The following is a 13240-nucleotide window of genomic DNA, read 5'->3' as shown; positions in this document are numbered from 1 at the left end:
CAGCGCCGGACAACCGTTTGAGAGGCGGCGCGGATCAGCGCGCGAGCGCGTGCACGTGCGCCAGCTGCGCGCCCGTGAGATCGTCCTGCGGCGCCCACACGTAGAGCCGCTCGCGGCCGCGGCCGAATGTCCAGCCGGCCTCGTCGTCGACCGTCAACTGCAGCAGCAGCCGCCACCGTCTGGCGGCGCGCTCGACGCGCTTGGCCTCGGGATGAGACCACGGCGCGCCGTAGCCGACGTCGATCCCCTGCGCGGCCAGCTCGCAGGCGATCGGCATGTCGGCGCGCGACTCGTCGGCGAAGCCGAGCAGGTGGTGGCGCGAGTCCAGCGGCTCGCCCGCGTCCCACGCCTCGACGCCCTGCAGCTCGGCCAGCTCGCGGCGAACCTGCTCCCACGCCTGCTGCTCCGGTTCCTCCAGCTCCAGCAGCTGCACGTCGGCGGCCCACACGCGCGGCAGCACCAGCTCGCAGGACAGCTCCAGCGCGAGCGCCGTGTGCGGCTGCGCCGGCCCGACCGCCTCCGGCGGCTGCGCCGGCAGCCGCGCGCGCTCGACGTAGAGCACCCGCGTGCTGTCGCGGTCCAGCGGCGAGGAGCCGGGCGGCGTGCGGTCCAGCGCGGAGAAGAGCAGCAGCACGCCGTCGGCCGGCAGCAGCGGCTCGAGGCCGAGCGCGTACGCCTGCGACAGGTCGATCTGCGCGAGGAACGTCAGCGGCTCGTCCTCCCAGCGCGGCCATTCGACGTCTTCCGGCAGGTCCGGCGCGCCGCCGAGGCGGGTGCGGCTGCCGGGCGCGGCGGGCTCCTCGCCGGGCACGAGCCGCACGCTGCGGCGCGCGAGCGCGATGACGGCCTCGACGCGCAGGATCAGCCCGGCGTCCGCGGCCAGGCGCATCAGGTCCTCGTCGGCGACGGGGTTGGTGACGCCGCGAGCCGGCAGCGGCTGTGCCGACAGCGCGGGAACGCTGAGGTCCTCGCCGTCGTCGAGGCCGAGGTCGAGCTCGCGCTCGTCGTCGGTCGCCGGCGCCGGCTCCTGCGGCATCGCGTCGCGCGCGGCTCTGGCGGCGCGCTCGAACGGGATCACGACGGCGTCGACCTGTCTCGCGCCATGCGAGAGGCCCTTGCCGAGCATCGACTTGAAGAACCCGCGTCGGTCCACGGACGGCAGGTTATTGGGTCGGGCGCTCGAGCCAGTCCGCGACGGTCGTGTAGGCCGGGCGCGGGGTGCCGTTGGGCCACAGCAGGCCGGCGTCGAACGTGCCGCCGCCGTTCCAGCTGTAGATGTAGAGGCGCTGGATCCGGCTGCTGCTGGTCGCGAGCTTGAACATCTGCTGCGTCGCTCTGACCTGGCGGCTCGTGGACGGCGGGAACGACTTGCCCCATGAGTAGAGGCCGCCGACCTCGGTGATCCAGACCGTGCCCGGCACCGTCGCGAGCATCGTTCTCGTGCCGATCGTGCGGAAGCGGTTGACGTCGCTGTAGTTGTGCAGGCCCCACAGCTGCGGCACGGGCTTGCCGACGTATCTGAGGTACTGCCTCAGATAGCTGCGCATCTCCGTGTAGTCGCTGTCGAGCACCTCGGCCGCGAGGACGGTGCAGCGTGGGCACGCCGCCTTCAGCGTGCGGTAGTAGCCGGCCGCCGCCTTCGGGTTGTGGCAGGTCGGCTCCGAGCAGGTGTTGACCTCGTCCCACGGGCTGTACGTGCGCACCCACGGATAGCGCTTCAGGAACGCCTTGACGCCCTTCGCGTACGCGCTCGAGGACGGCAGCGTCGTCGTTCTGCCGGGGTTGTCGGAGTGGGCGAACGAGACGAGCACGTCGTAGCCGGCGGTGCGCGCGGCGCCGAGGAACTGGTCGGCGGAGTCGCGCTCGGAGCCGGCCGAGAGCGCGGCGTCCCAGCCGGCGACGAAGCGCGCGCGTCTCATTCTCAGCGGCGCCAGCAGCGGATCGGTGAACATCGAGGCGTCCTCGTCGCCGATCCCGACGGAGAGCTTCGGAGCGGCGGCGTGGGCGGTCGCGCCGCAGCAGCTCAGGGCGACGAGCAGCGCGAGCGCGGCGGCGAGAAACGGGCGCATGGTCGGCATCGCGTCAGGACCCTAGCGACCGTCGCCGACGGGGCGTGACCTAGCTCACACACAAGAAGGGGCCGCGGTCCCATCATTCATATCGCTGGACGACGGTGAAGCCCGCAAGACCGGGGCCAAGCAGCACCAATCTTCCTCCACCGATCACAGCATCACCACATAGACACATCTCTCTCCTCCTGGAAACGGCTCGCTTCGGCGGGCCGTTTCCTTTTGATCGCTCTGTCGTCGCGCGGGCTTGTCCGCGAGCGTGCTAGACCTGCGGTCCGATGCACTACCTCGTCGACGGCATGAACGTGATCGGGACCCGTCCCGACGCCTGGTGGCGCGACCGCCATGGCGCGATGGTGCGCCTCGTCGGCCTGCTGGAGTCGTGGTCCGCCGCGACCGGCGAGGACGTCACGGTCGTCTTCGAGCACCCGCCGAAGCCGCCGATCCGCTCGACCGTGATCGAGGTCGCGCACGCCCCCAGAGCCCGCGCGAACTCCGCCGACGACGAGATCGTCCGCCGCCTGAAGGCCGCCGAGAACCCCGCCGCCACCTGGGTCGTCACCTCCGACCTGTGGCTCAGCGACCAGGCCCACGCGCTCGGCGCGGCCGTCCAGCCGGCCGCGGGCTTCCGCGCGCTGCTCGAAGACGACTGAGGGGCGGGCTCGCCGCGAGCGTCGTCGCGCCACGCCGTCACGCGGACTCCGCGCACACCTGCGACGCTTGACCGATGGCTGACGAAGCGAGCGCGGGCGCGCTGGAGATCCGCGGGCCGGCGCTCGGGCTGCTGGACGATCCGCTGGAGCTGCAGGCGCGCGGGCTCGGCGGGATCACGAACGGCGTGCTGTGGCGGGCGCGAGTGCGCGACGACGACGGCCGCGTCTGGCGCGCCGTCGCTCCGTGGCCGCAGCAACTGGTCTCGGCATGGGCGCCGGCCAAGAGCAGCGCGGGCGACGTCGCGGCGCTGCAGTCGCTGCGCCCCGTCGCGCTGGATCTGCGCGTCGAGGCCGCCGACGGCCGCACGGCCACCCGCACCTTCACGCGCAGACTGCTCGGCGACGGCGTCCGCGTGCGCCGCTGGCGCGAGGGCCTCGCCGCGACGCTCTATCTGCCGGCGGCGGACGCTCACGGACCGGCCGGCGCGGAGACGACGGCTGCGGCTGGCGCCAATGGACCGGCCGGCGCGGCCACGACGGCGTCGGCCGGCGCCAGCGCGCCTGACGCGTCCACCGCCGCGTCCACCGCCGCCGTCGTGCTCGACGCGACCGCCGGCGAAGAGGCGGCCGTCGCCGTCGCGCTCGCGGCGGCGCTGCTCGCCTCGCGCGGCGTGCTGGCCTTCGCGGTCGCGGCGCCGAGAGGCGGCGTGACCGATCCCGCGCCGTTGCTCGCAACCGCCGCCGAACTGCTCGCGCAGGTCCCAGCCGCCGCCGATGCGCCCGGCGGCGTGCAGATCCTTCCGGCGCCGCTCCCGCTCCCGCCCGGCGTCCCCTCGCAGATCCGCGAGGACGTCGCTCGCCGCGCCGCTGCCTGGGACGAGCTGCTCGCCCGCCTCGGCGCCCGGCCGCGAGCCGCCTCGACGCGCTGAGCGGCGTCGTTCGAGCGCGACGGCGTGCGCGGGTGCTCGCCCACGCGCTCGTCGCCATGACGAGCTGCGGCGATGCCTACCCGCCCGCCTCCGCCGCCTCCAGTGCCGCTCGCCCGCTCGGCGACAGCTCGTAGCGCCAGCTGCCACCGGCGATCGCGTCGGTCAGCATGCCCTCGGCGAGGAGCGCGTCGAGGGCGCGGCGCTCGGGACGGGACTCGCCGTCGATGATCCAATGGCCGGTCGAGTGGATGCGTCCGTCGCGCGCGGCGCGAAGGATCCGTACCTGCTCGTCGTTCAGCTCCATCCGTTCAACCTACCCGGCGCGGAGTCGAACGGGCTCCCTACCGCTCGGCGAGGATCTCGTAGAGCGCGATCAGCTCGCCCAGCGGGACGCCGATCCCGCGCGCGACGAGCACGACGCCGTCGAAGCTCGGCCGGCGGCGGCCGGCCTCGAGGTCCGAGACGAAGTTGCGGCCGAGACCGGCTCTGTCGGCGACCTCCTGCTGTGACAGCCGCTCCCGCGCGCGCAGCGTGTGGACCGCATCGGCCAGCGCGCGTCGTTCAGTGGGCGTCAGTCTCGGCACCAGCGAACTGTCGAACAGACGACCGCCGCACTCCACCCGCTAAAGGCGGAATTTCGCCATATCCAGCCGGAATCTTCCCCGTCATACCGGGGTTCTGGGCGCTCTCGAACGCGCCAGGCGCTTTACCGCACCTTCAGGAGCCGCTGACAGCGTGCCCCCGAGTGCCTGCCGGAAACACAGCTTTCGTGGTTTCCGCGGCGATCGACGTCGTCGTCGTGTGCGCGCTGGTCGCCTGGATGGTGCGCTTCCGACCCAGCCCGTTAGGGCTGCTGGCCGGAGTCGGGCTCGTCGCGGGGGTGCTCGGCGTCAAGCTGGCGGCGATGGTCGCGCTCGGGCTCGACCGCCAGTTCGGCGTCCTGCACGTGCTGTGGCTCGACGCGGTCGTCGTCGTGCCGCTCGCCGCGGTCCTGCTGGCGCTGCTGGGCTGGAGCGGCGGCGGTTGGGCCCTGCGCGCGCTCGTCGTGCTCGGGCTGCTGATGGCGCCCGTCGGCGTCTACGCCAGCTTCGTCGAGCCCAACCGCCTCGTCGTCGAGCGCACGCCGGTGCCGCTCTCCCCCGCCCGCGCCGGCACGGCCCCGGTCGACGTCGCCGTGCTCGCCGACATCCAGTTCGAGCACGTCGGCGAGCACGAGCGCGAGGCGGTCGCGCGGGTGATGGCGCTGAGACCGGACGTGATCCTGCTGCCGGGCGACTACCAGCAGGGCTCGCCGGCCGTGTTCGAGCGGGAGCTGCCGGCGATCCGCGCGCTGTTCGCGAGACTGCACGCGCCCGGCGGCGTCTTCGCGGTCGAGGGCGACCAGGAGCAGACGATGGCGAGAACCCGGCGGATCTTCGCCGGCACCGACGTGCGCGTGCTCGACAACGAGATCGCGACGACCCGCGTCGGCGACCGCCGCTTCACGGTCGGCGGCGTCGAGCAGTGGGACGGCAGCGCCAGAGCGGTCGCGGTCGCGCAGGCGCTGGACGATCGCCCGGGCACGGACGACGTGCGCCTGCTGCTGGTCCACCACCCGACCCCGATCCTGCGTGCCGCACCGAACCGACGCGTCGACCTGATCGTCGCCGGCCACACCCACGGCGGCCAGCTCCAACTGCCGTTCATCGGTCCGCTCACGACCGCCTCGCCGGTCCCGCGCGAGATCGCCGCCGGCGGCCTGCACACGCTCGACGGCAGGCGGATCTACGTCAGCCGCGGCGTCGGCGTCGAGCGCGGCGCGGCACCGAAGCTCCGCCTCGGCGCCCCGCCCGAGATCTCGCTGCTGACGCTGGACTGAGCGGCGGCGGCGCCTCCGGCGGGCGGCACGCCGCCCGCTGGTGCCGGCGGCGCGCCGCCCTCACGCGTCCGCGATCCGCCCCAGCAGCCCGATCGCCTCGCGCAGCACCTCGCGCTCGCGCGCGTCCAGCTCGCTGTCGAGCACCTCGGCGAACCGTCCCTCGCGCCGCGCGCGCGTGGCGTGCAGCAGCTCGGTCCCGGCCGGCGTCAGCGCGACGATCGCACGGCGCCCGTCGTACGGGTCCGGGGTGCGCGAGACGAGGCCGCCGCTCTCGAGGTCGCGGACGGTCTGGGCCATCGACTGCGGCCGCATCCGCTCCGCCGCGGCGAGATCGCTGACGCTCGCGGGCCCCTCGCGGTCGAGCCGCCCGAGCACGGTCATCTGCGCGGTCGGCGGGCCCGGCTCGGCGCGCAGCCGCCGCACGAGGCGCCCGAGCGCCAGGCGCAGCTCGTGCGCCAGCTCGTCCGTCGTCAGCTCTTTCGTCATCCGCTCAGCCTCTGCCTGAGATTTCACCGCGCCATCATACCCGAGATATAGACAGGCAAACTGTACAGGTGCCCTGTACTATTAGGTGCCTATGCATTCCAAGCAAGCCGACCGCTACAAGTGGATCGCGCTCTCGAACGCCACGCTCGCGGTCCTGCTCGCGACGCTTGACGGCTCCATCACGATCATCGCGATGCCCGACATCTTCCGCGGCATCCACCTCGACCCGCTCGTCCCATCCAACTCCTTCTACCTGCTGTGGATGATCCTCGGCTACCTCGTCGTGACGAGCGTGCTGATCGTCAGCCTCGGCCGCCTCGGCGACATGGTCGGGCGCGTGAGGATCTACAACCTCGGCTTCGTGATCTACACGGTCGCCTCGCTGCTGTTGGCGATCGACTGGCTCGACGGCCGCAGCGGCGCCACCTACCTGATCGTCTTCCGCCTGCTGCAGGGCGTCGGCGGCGCCTGTCTGCTGGCCAATGCGGCGGCGATCATCACCGACGCGTTCCCCGCCCACCAGCGCGGCATGGCGCTCGGGATCAACAACATCGTCGGCGTCAGCGGCACGTTCATCGGCCTCGTGCTCGGCGGGATCCTCGCGCCGATCGACTGGCGCCTCGTCTTCCTGATCTCCGTTCCCGTCGGGATCTTCGGCACGGTCTGGGCGTACATGCAATTGAGAGAGCTGAACACGACCGGCAGAGCGCGGATCGACTGGGCCGGCAACATCACCTTCGCGCTCGGCCTGATCCTGATCATGGTCGCCGTCACCTACGGCATCCGCCCATACGGCGACTCCGCGATCGGCTGGGGCAGCCCGCGCGTGCTGGCGCTGCTGAGCGCGGCGGTCGTCTGCCTCGTCGGATTCGTCGTCGTCGAGAAGCGCTCGAAGGACCCGATGTTCAACCTCGCGCTGTTCCGCATCCGCGCGTTCACGTTCGGCACGCTGTCGACGTTCCTGTCGTCGGTCGCGCGCGGCGGCCTGATGTTCATGTTGATCATCTGGCTGCAGGGGATCTGGCTGCCCCAGCACGGCTACAGCTTCACCGAGACGCCGCTGTGGGCGGGCATCTACATGCTGCCGCTGACGGTCGGGCTGCTCGTCGCCGGGCCGGTCTCCGGCTATCTGTCGGACCGCTACGGTGCGCGCCCGTTCGCGACCGCCGGGATGCTGCTGTCGGCCGTCGGCTTCGGCCTGCTGATGCTGCTGCCGACCGACTTCTCCTATCTCGCGTTCGGCGCGATCCTGCTGCTGATCGGGATCGCGATGGGGTTGTTCGCCTCGCCCAACCGCGCGGCGGTGATGAACAGCCTGCCGCGGGCTGCGCGCGGCGCCGGCGGCGCGATGAACCAGACGTTCCAGAACTCCGCGCAGGTGATGTCGATCGGGATCTTCTTCACGCTGATGATCGTCGGCCTCGCCGCGACGCTGCCGCACACGATGGCGGCGGGATTGCAGGCGCACGGCGTTCCCGCGAGCACGGCGACCGACGTCGGCGCGCTGCCGCCGGTGTCGATCCTGTTCGCGGCGTTCCTCGGCTACAACCCGGTCCAGCATCTGCTCGGCCCGCACGTGCTCGCCGGCTTGTCGGCGCACGACCAGGCGGCCCTGACCGGCAACTCGTTCTTCCCGACGCTGATCTCCGGCCCGTTCCGCGACGGGCTGCACACCGCGTTCACGTTCGCGATCGTCGCGTGCCTGATCGCCGCGGCCGCGTCGCTGATGCGCGGCGGTCACACGATCCAAGAAGAAGAGGACGCGGCCGAGGTCGCGCCCACACCACGCCGTCTGCGCACGGCAGAACTCGAGGAGCAACATGCAGGTTGAGTGGCACGGCCAGTCGGCCTTCCGTCTGAGCGAGGGCGACACGACCGTCTTCGTCGACCCGTTCGGCGACATGTCGGCCGCCGCCGCGCGCGGGATCCGCTGGGAGTACCCGCCGATCTCCGGCGTCGGCGCCGACGTCCTGATCGTCACCCACGAGCACAGCGACCACACCGGCGTCGAGGGGATCAGCGGCGATCCCGTCACGGTCCGCTCGACCCCGGGGCGGCACGAGACGCCGATCGGCGAGGTGGTCGCGATCGCGTCCGAGCACGACGACGCGGCCGGGACCGAGCGCGGCGCCAACACGCTCGTCGCGTTCACGCTCGGGGGCGTGCGCGTGGCGCACCTCGGCGACCTCGGCCAGCGTGCGCTGCGGCCCGAGCAGGCGAGGGCGCTGGGGACCGTCGACCTGCTGTTCGTGCCGGTCGGCGGCGGTCCGACGATCGGCGCCGAGACGGCGACCCGGATCGCGGCGCTGACGGGCGCGCGCGTGATCGTGCCGATGCACTACCGCACGGAGCGGATCAGCTTCCTCGACCCGGTCGACGGGTTCGTGGAGCGGTCGCAACGCGTCGAGCGGCTGTCGGGGAGTACGTTCGAGTTGGACGCGCTGCCCGGCGGCGACGGCCCGCTCGTCGTGGTGCCCGCCGCTCCCTGATCGACCAGGAGACCGACACCGATGGAATACACGCGCTTGGGAAGCTCGGGGCTCGAGGTCTCGAAGATCGTGCTCGGCTGCATGAGCTTCGGCGACCCCGGCCGCGGCGCGCACGACTGGTCGCTCGACCTCGACGCCACGCGTCCGCTGATCCGCCAGGCGATCGAGGCCGGGATCACGACGTTCGACACGGCCAACATCTACTCCGACGGCTCCAGCGAGGAGATCGTCGGCGAGCTGCTGGGCGAATTCGCCAAGCGCGACGAGGTCGTGATCGCGACGAAGGTCTTCAGCCGGATGGGACCGGGGCCGAAGGGCGCCGGCCTCTCGCGCGGGGCGATCCTCGCGCAGGCCGACGAGAGCCTGCGCCGACTCGGCACCGACTACATCGACCTCTACCAGATCCACCGCTACGACCCCGCGGTGCCGATCGAGGAGACGATGGAGGCGCTGCACGACCTCGTGCGCGCCGGCAAGGTCCGCTACATCGGCGCGTCGTCGATGTGGACCTGGCAGTTCGCCCAGGCCCAGCACGTCGCCGACATGAACGGCTGGACCCGCTTCGTCGCGATGCAGGATCAGTACAACCTGCTGATGCGCGAGGAGGAGCGCGAGATGCTCCCGTTCTGCCTCGACACCGGCGTCGGCGTGCTGCCGTGGAGCCCGCTCGCGCGCGGGCGCCTGACGCGCGCCTGGGACGACTCGACGAGACGCACCGAGTCCGACCGCTTCGGCGCGACCCTCTACCGCCAGTCCGAGCAGTCCGACCGCCAGATCGTCGACGCCGTCGCCGCGATCGCCACCGAACGCGGCCTCCCCCGCGCGCAGATCGCACTCGCCTGGCTCCTGCACCAGCCCGCCGTCACGGCCCCGATCGTCGGCGTGACGAAGGAGTCCCACCTCACCGACGCGCTCGCGACCGTCGAGGTGGAGCTGAGCGCGGACGAGCTGCAGCGCCTGGAGCAGCACTACGTTCCGCACGCGCCGGAGGGGTTTGAGTAACGGCTACAGCTCCAGCTCGTAGAAGTAGGTGATCGGGCCGTCGGGCGGAGCTTCGCGGTTGACGAAGCCGAGGCTCTCGTAGAGGGACCGAGCGGCGTGGTCGTCGTCGCTCGTGCCGAGGTCGATCGTGTCGGCTCCGCGGTCGCGGGCCAGGTCGATCGCCGCGTGCATCAGCGCGCGGCCGAGGCCGCGGCCGCGTTGCTGCGGGACGACGTAGAGCTCGGCGAGATAGCACTCCATACCCGCGCTCCAGATCGCGGGACGGAAGCGCAGGACGACGAGGCCGGCGGGATCGGCGCCTGCGAGCAGGACCGCGAAGTCGTCGCCGGCGAGCAGCTCGCGCATGCGCACGGCGAGGATCTCCGGTTCGGGGGTCGGCTCGTCGAACTCGCGGTTGAAGGCGTGCAGCAGGCGGCCGATCGCGTCGGCGTCGTCGCGGCCGGCGCGGCGTACTGCGGCGTCAGCTGAGTTCATGACCCGTCACGACCGATCAGCGGCACGGTCCGAGTATCGCGGTGACGAGGCAGCCGGTCAAAAAGGAGAGCCGGCCGCAGGTGTGTCCCCCGGAGAGAGACACCCACGACCGGCTCAACGTTCTAAGGAGGAGAGATTTAGAACGATGTCCATGATGGGCCACGCGGCGGCGCAGGTGACCCTCCGAATGGCGAAGGTTTCGCGCCAGATTTCGGACGTGCTGTGTGCCGAGGCTCACGCAACGCGCGCGCCGATGAATCGCCACGACGCGTGACAGACGGCAGATACGATGACGTTCACATGCCAACTGCCGTTCGATCGAGGCGGACGCCGCACCGATCGCGCAAGCGGCCAACCCCGCCAACCCCGCCCGCCGGCGACCTCGGCTACGGCGGTTCACGCGCTGACGCCTCGGCGCCACGGACCGATGAGTCCACGGCGCCGGCGCGGTCAAGAGATCGTGACGACTTCCAACGGAGGAGCCTCGCGATGACGCAGCACGCACCGGCAGGCGAGATCGACAGCCGCTTCAGCGACCCGTCGGCGACCCCGACGCCGTGGGACGAGACCGCGCGGACGCTGGAGCGCGCGCAGCTGTACTGGCTGACGAGCGTCCGCGCCGACGGCCGCCCCCACGTGACGCCGCTGGTCGGCGTCGTCTCCGACGGCGCGGTCCACTTCTGCACCGGCCTTCGCGAGCAGAAGGCGCGCAACCTCGACCACAACGCCCACGTCGCGCTGACGACCGGCAACAACGCGTGGGACAGAGGCCTCGACGTCGTCGTCGAGGGCACCGCGACCCGCATCACCGACCCCGCCGCGCTCCAGCGCCTCGCCGACACCTACGAGGTCAAGTACGGAAGCGCCTGGCACTTCGACGTCACCGAAGGAGGCTTCACCGGCCAAGGCGACGTCGCCGCCGTCTTCCGCGTCGAGCCCGCGAAGGTCTTCGCCTTCGCCAAAGAGCCGCACGGGCAGACCAGATATCGGTTTGGCGACGCCTGATGGTGACCGAAGACGACGCACGCGCCCTCGCGCTCGAACTGCCGGAGGCGACGGAGAAGTCGCACATGGGCCACGCCGACTTCCGCGTCCGCGACAGAATCTTCGCGACGCTGCCGAAGCCCGGTCAGATGGGGCTGCGGCTGGAGCAGGGCGACCAGGCCGCAGTCGTCGCGACCGCGCCGCAGACGTTCGCGCCGGCGGCCGGAGCGTGGGGACGGCAGGGCTGGACGGTCGTGCAGCTCGAGCACGCCGACCCGGTCGAGCTGCGTGAGCTGGTGATCGACGCGTGGCGCTGGCGCGCGCCGTCGAGACTCGTCGCGGAGTACGACGCGGCGCGCTGAGCGCCAGTCCGCCCGCAAGCCGTGGAGGAACGCAAGGTTGACGTCCCCGCGGGCTCCGATCGTGCGCTCCTCGGGACGACGCACCTGCGCGGCGCCGCCCCGGCGCCGCATAGGATCCGCCGCGTGAGCGCGTCGGAGATCTTCGCCCCCGGGCTGCTCGACGGTCAGGTCGCGCTGATCACCGGCGGCGGGACCGGTCTCGGGCGGGCGGCCGCGCAGGAGCTGATCGCCTGCGGTGCGCGTGTCGTGCTCGCGGGCCGCCGCGCCGAGGTGCTCGACGCGACCGCCGCGAGACTCGGTTCGGCCGCCTCGACCGTCGCCGGCGACATCCGCAGCGACGACGACGCGCGACGGATCGTCGACACGGTGCTGCAGCGCCACGACCGCCTCGACGTGCTCGTCAACAACGCCGGCGGGCAGTACTTCGTCCCAGCGGAGGCGATCGCGCTGAGAGGCTGGCAGGCGGTGATGCGGCTCAACGTCGGCGGCACGACGCGGATGAGCGAGCTGGCCGTCGAGCGGGCGATGCGGCCGGCGGGGCGCGGGACGATCGTCAACGTGACGCTGTCGCCGCATCACGGCCTCGCCGGGATGACCCACTCCAGCGCCGCGCGGGCCGCCGTCGAGTCGCTGACGCGCGCGTGGGCGGCGCGGTGGGCGCCCGACGGGATCGCCGTGATCGCCGTCGCCGCCGGTCACTTCCAGACGGATGCGCTCGACAAGTACCCGGACCCGGTGCGGGCGGGCGTCGCACGGACGGTCCCGTTGCAACGGCTCGGGCAGCCGCGCGAGCACGCCTGGCTGGTGGGATTGCTGGCCTCGGAGCTGGGCCGCGCGTTGAGCGGATCCGTCGTCACGTTGGATGGTGCGCGCGACAACTGGTTCGGCCCCTGGCCGCCGCCGACGCTGACCGACGACGGCGGCGAGGTGCCGACCGAGGAGCGCAGAGCGGCGGCGACGAGATAGGGCGCGGCGGGCCGCCGCGCGCGGCACCGGGCCGGCCGCGCGCGGTGCCGGTCTGTTCAGCGCTCGCTCAGCAGGAGACCGTCAGGTTGAACGCGCGGTCGGCGCTGAGACCGGCGCTGTCGGCCGTCGCGACCTGGACGCCGTTGACGTTGCCGGCGAGCGGCGCGACGGCGATCTCACCGGTGACCGGTGTGGCGGGTCTGTCGGCGGGAGCCGGCGTGATCTGCAGCGTCGCGGTCGGGATGCACGCTCTCACGTCGGCGTCGAAGATCACCTGGTAGGAGCCGGGCGCGGTCTTCGTGACCGAGACGACGCCGCCGCGGTCGAGGCTTCTGGTGCCGTCGGCCGCGACGGCGAGCTGGCGTGTGAGACCGGCGGCGACGGTCGCTCTGTCGGCAGCGGCCGCGCTGTCGGCCGTCGTCGCTCTCGTCGCCGTTCTGACGTTGGCGATCTTGGTGGCGTCGAGCGCCTCTTCCTTGATCGCGCCGCCGCCGAGCGAGTCTCTCTTGAACTCGGCCCCGCGCAGCGTGCCGTCCTTGAAGTCCTCGTTTCTGATCGTGCCGTTCTGGATCGTGCGCGAGTTGACCGAGTTGGCGCTCAACGCCGCGTACGAGGTGCCGCCGAGCGCGGCGAAGAGTGCGACGAGCGACACGATCATGGCGGGCGAGGGCAGGCGCTTGAGGCTCTTGAGACGGTGCATACGGTGTGCGACCTCCGTTGGTGGTGTGGCGTCTTCGCGTTCCAACGCACGGAGGGCCGCGGCGATGCGGTCCGCGCCGGTATCATCGTCCGGCACGTCTGCGCGGGCGAAGTGTTGTGGTTGCACAGGAGCCTTCCAAGCTCTTAGGGCGGGTTCGATTCCCGTCGCCCGCTCTCCGGTCGCCGCCGACGCGACGTTCGCGCCGACCCGCTTGCGCCGGGCCGCGTGCGGGCAAGCTTCTCGGACTGCCTTGCGTCGAAAGGAGTTC

At 72.1% G+C, this 13240-nt stretch carries 16 protein-coding genes and 1 tRNA gene; 10 read left to right on the top strand and 7 right to left on the bottom strand.

The features are described from left to right. Positions 1 to 34 precede the first annotated feature (34 nt). Positions 35 to 1153: a YwqG family protein gene (locus tag Q7L65_RS23925; protein WP_304725207.1), complete on the bottom strand. Its 1119-nt coding sequence runs from the start codon at positions 1151 to 1153 to the stop codon at positions 35 to 37. A gap of 10 nt (positions 1154 to 1163) precedes the next feature. Next, positions 1164 to 2078: a glycosyl hydrolase gene (locus Q7L65_RS23920; RefSeq protein WP_304725206.1), complete on the bottom strand. Its 915-nt coding sequence runs from the start codon at positions 2076 to 2078 to the stop codon at positions 1164 to 1166. 269 nt (positions 2079 to 2347) lie between these two features. Here Q7L65_RS23920 and Q7L65_RS23915 point away from each other — a divergent pair, with 269 nt between their 5' ends. Together Q7L65_RS23915 and Q7L65_RS23910 are read left to right on the top strand one after the other, a co-directional pair. After that, entirely contained in the window at positions 2348 to 2722 is a 375-nt protein-coding gene (locus tag Q7L65_RS23915) for an NYN domain-containing protein (protein WP_304725203.1), read from the top strand. Positions 2723 to 2796: 74 nt separating this feature from the next. Then, positions 2797 to 3651, top strand: coding sequence for a hypothetical protein (locus Q7L65_RS23910; protein ID WP_304725202.1), 855 nt, complete (start codon positions 2797 to 2799; stop codon positions 3649 to 3651). 76 nt (positions 3652 to 3727) lie between these two features. Here the strand turns inward: Q7L65_RS23910 and Q7L65_RS23905 are convergent, their stop codons facing one another. Both Q7L65_RS23905 and Q7L65_RS23900 read right to left on the bottom strand, forming a co-directional pair. Then, the gene (locus Q7L65_RS23905) at positions 3728 to 3955 is read right to left on the bottom strand and encodes a hypothetical protein (RefSeq protein WP_304725200.1); all 228 of its coding nucleotides are present in this window, start codon (positions 3953 to 3955) and stop codon (positions 3728 to 3730) included. A 37-nt stretch (positions 3956 to 3992) separates the two neighbouring features. Next, entirely contained in the window at positions 3993 to 4235 is a 243-nt protein-coding gene (locus tag Q7L65_RS23900) for a helix-turn-helix domain-containing protein (RefSeq protein WP_304725199.1), read from the bottom strand. A gap of 185 nt (positions 4236 to 4420) precedes the next feature. Between Q7L65_RS23900 and Q7L65_RS23895 the strand changes: the two genes are divergently transcribed. Further along, entirely contained in the window at positions 4421 to 5509 is a 1089-nt protein-coding gene (locus Q7L65_RS23895) for a metallophosphoesterase (protein WP_304725197.1), read from the top strand. Between the two features lie 60 nt (positions 5510 to 5569). Here Q7L65_RS23895 and Q7L65_RS23890 read toward each other — a convergent pair whose 3' ends face one another. Further along, positions 5570 to 5995 (bottom strand): MarR family winged helix-turn-helix transcriptional regulator, encoded by a 426-nt coding sequence (locus Q7L65_RS23890; protein WP_304725195.1) that lies wholly within the window; start codon positions 5993 to 5995, stop codon positions 5570 to 5572. Between the two features lie 91 nt (positions 5996 to 6086). On the opposite strand from Q7L65_RS23890, the gene Q7L65_RS23885 reads away from it, so the two are divergent. Genes Q7L65_RS23885 through Q7L65_RS23875 form a run of 3 tightly spaced genes read left to right on the top strand, consistent with a single transcriptional unit; the run spans position 6087 to position 9486 of the window. Further along, on the top strand, positions 6087 to 7826 hold the full coding sequence (locus tag Q7L65_RS23885) for an MFS transporter (RefSeq protein WP_304725193.1): 1740 nt from the start codon (positions 6087 to 6089) through the stop codon (positions 7824 to 7826). Beyond that, a complete protein-coding gene (locus Q7L65_RS23880; RefSeq protein WP_304725192.1) occupies positions 7816 to 8484 on the top strand; it encodes an MBL fold metallo-hydrolase in 669 nt (222 codons plus the stop codon). The genes Q7L65_RS23885 and Q7L65_RS23880 overlap by 11 nt, the downstream gene beginning before the upstream one ends. A 21-nt stretch (positions 8485 to 8505) precedes the next feature. Next, positions 8506 to 9486, top strand: coding sequence for an aldo/keto reductase (locus Q7L65_RS23875; protein WP_304725189.1), 981 nt, complete (start codon positions 8506 to 8508; stop codon positions 9484 to 9486). Positions 9487 to 9489: 3 nt separating this feature from the next. On the opposite strand, the gene Q7L65_RS23870 is transcribed toward Q7L65_RS23875, so the two are convergent. Further along, complete coding sequence (locus tag Q7L65_RS23870) at positions 9490 to 9960, bottom strand: GNAT family N-acetyltransferase (protein ID WP_304725186.1); 471 nt, start codon at positions 9958 to 9960, stop codon at positions 9490 to 9492. A gap of 489 nt (positions 9961 to 10449) precedes the next feature. Here Q7L65_RS23870 and Q7L65_RS23865 point away from each other — a divergent pair, with 489 nt between their 5' ends. The 3 genes from Q7L65_RS23865 (at position 10450) to Q7L65_RS23855 (ending at position 12272) form a co-directional block, all read left to right on the top strand. After that, positions 10450 to 10965 carry a pyridoxamine 5'-phosphate oxidase family protein gene (locus Q7L65_RS23865; protein WP_304725183.1) on the top strand — a complete coding sequence of 172 codons (516 nt, stop codon included), beginning with the start codon at positions 10450 to 10452 and terminating at the stop codon, positions 10963 to 10965. Continuing rightward, positions 10965 to 11306: an MmcQ/YjbR family DNA-binding protein gene (locus Q7L65_RS23860; RefSeq protein WP_304725181.1), complete on the top strand. Its 342-nt coding sequence runs from the start codon at positions 10965 to 10967 to the stop codon at positions 11304 to 11306. Before Q7L65_RS23865 ends, Q7L65_RS23860 begins: the two co-directional genes overlap by 1 nt. Positions 11307 to 11429: 123 nt before the next feature. Beyond that, a complete protein-coding gene (locus Q7L65_RS23855) occupies positions 11430 to 12272 on the top strand; it encodes an SDR family NAD(P)-dependent oxidoreductase (RefSeq protein WP_304725179.1) in 843 nt (280 codons plus the stop codon). A 67-nt stretch (positions 12273 to 12339) separates the two neighbouring features. Here the strand turns inward: Q7L65_RS23855 and Q7L65_RS23850 are convergent, their stop codons facing one another. Then, positions 12340 to 12972, bottom strand: coding sequence for a hypothetical protein (locus Q7L65_RS23850; RefSeq protein WP_304725177.1), 633 nt, complete (start codon positions 12970 to 12972; stop codon positions 12340 to 12342). Between the two features lie 102 nt (positions 12973 to 13074). Between Q7L65_RS23850 and Q7L65_RS23845 the strand changes: the two genes are divergently transcribed. After that, a tRNA-Gly gene (locus Q7L65_RS23845) sits at positions 13075 to 13145 on the top strand. Positions 13146 to 13240: the final 95 nt, after the last annotated feature.

This window comes from Conexibacter sp. CPCC 206217 (assembly GCF_030646165.1).
In the GTDB taxonomy this organism is placed as follows: domain Bacteria; phylum Actinomycetota; class Thermoleophilia; order Solirubrobacterales; family Solirubrobacteraceae; genus Conexibacter.
Note: the sequence above shows the minus strand (reverse complement) of the source record. Positions and strands in the feature narration are given on the sequence as shown.